1 protein-coding gene is annotated in these 1,464 nt (G+C 75.3%); it reads right to left on the reverse strand.

What is annotated here, in order from left to right:
- Window positions 1-63: 63 nt before the first annotated feature.
- A partial coding sequence (locus BKE38_RS29210) for a coiled-coil domain-containing protein (RefSeq protein WP_207553724.1) occupies window positions 64-1,464 on the reverse strand: 1,401 nt, incomplete at its 5' end.

The following is a 1,464-nucleotide window of genomic DNA, read 5'->3' on the forward strand; positions in this document are numbered from 1 at the left end:
CGTCCGACTTCTGACCGCCTCGACTTCTGACGTCAGAAGTCGAGGCGGTCAGAAGTCGGACGGTCAGAAGTCGCGCGGCGTCAGCGCCCGGGCGGCGCGCTGCAGCCGCTCGGCCTGGCGGTGCAGTGCCGCCTGCAGTTCCGGCGCGCGCTGGCTGAGGGCGATCGGCCAGGCCTCCCGCGTCAGCGCCTCCGCCTGCTGCAGCAGCTGCCCGGCATGGGTCTCCACCCGGCCGAGCTCCTGCAGCGCGCCGCGGGCGGCCGGCGTCAGTGCCACATGCTCGAGCTCCCCCAGGATACGCGGGCCGGCGGCGGCGGGATCGGGCGGCGGCGCGGCCTGGCTGGCGGCGACCTCGGCCGCGATGGCGAGGGCCTCGACCATCTGCTGCTGTGTCTGGTCCAGCCGCTGGCCGAGCTGCTCGGCCGCGGTGATCTGCTGCTCCAGGGCGGCGCAGAGCGGCGCCACCTCGGCGCGCGGATCACGTTCGCCGCTGATGCGGATCATCGCCTGCAGCCGGACGGCATGGGTCTCGAGCTGGCCGGTGATGGCGGCATAGCGGTCGGTGGTCTCGGTCAGGTAACGGGCGGCGTCGCCCAGGCTCGCCTCGTTGCGGGCGAGCCCGGTCAGGCTCTGCGCCAGCCCGGCCAGCGCGCCTTCCAGCGGCGCCGGCATCGTCGCCACGCCGACGGCGGGGGCTGCGGGGGCGGTGGCCAGCTGCGCCGTGATCTCCTCCAGCCAATCGATGGCAACGCCGGCGCGTTGCAGGCGGCGGGTCTCGCTGCCGATCTGCGCCGCGGCCTCGGTCAGCGCCGGCAGGCCGGCGCCGGCGGTGCTCAGCTGCCGGGCGCAATCCTCGATGCGCGACAGCGCCTGCGCCGGGATGGCGCTTTCCAGCCGGGACAGCACCGTCTCCAACCGTTGCGGCAGGCCGGATTGCGCCGCCTCGGCGCGCTCGACCAGGCCGGCCAGCCGGGCGATGGCGGGCTCCAGCGCCGGAGCCTGCGCCAGGCTTTCCTTCAGCTGCTTCTCGACGGCGCGGGCCAGGCTGGAGAGCTGCGCGCCGGTGGTGACCGCGCGGCTGAGCGCCTGGCTGGCCTGGTGGGTCTGGCGCCGCTCCTCCTGCAGCACGGCGCGGATCGCGTGGGGCAGGTCCTGGACAGCCAGGGCCGAGCCCGCTTCCTCGACGACACGGCGCATGGCCAGCGCGCCGCCGGCCAGGGCCAGCGCCGCTGCCGCCAGGCTGCCGCCAATCGCCGCGCTGGTGCCGACGGCCTCGCCCGGCAGCAGCAGCGCCAGCGGCGAGGCTATCAGCAGGAAGCCGGCGACAAAACAGGGCCAGCCCAGCAGACCCAGGAAGGCGAGGGGGGATGGCGGCACCGGGATCTCGGCGAGGGAGAAGGACTCCAGGCCGCGCGGAGCGATGCCGGCTTCGGTCATCTCGCTCTCCGGCGGGGGCGGGAAGGG

The organism is Teichococcus deserti (assembly GCF_001982615.1).
Lineage (GTDB): Bacteria > Pseudomonadota > Alphaproteobacteria > Acetobacterales > Acetobacteraceae > Pseudoroseomonas > Pseudoroseomonas deserti.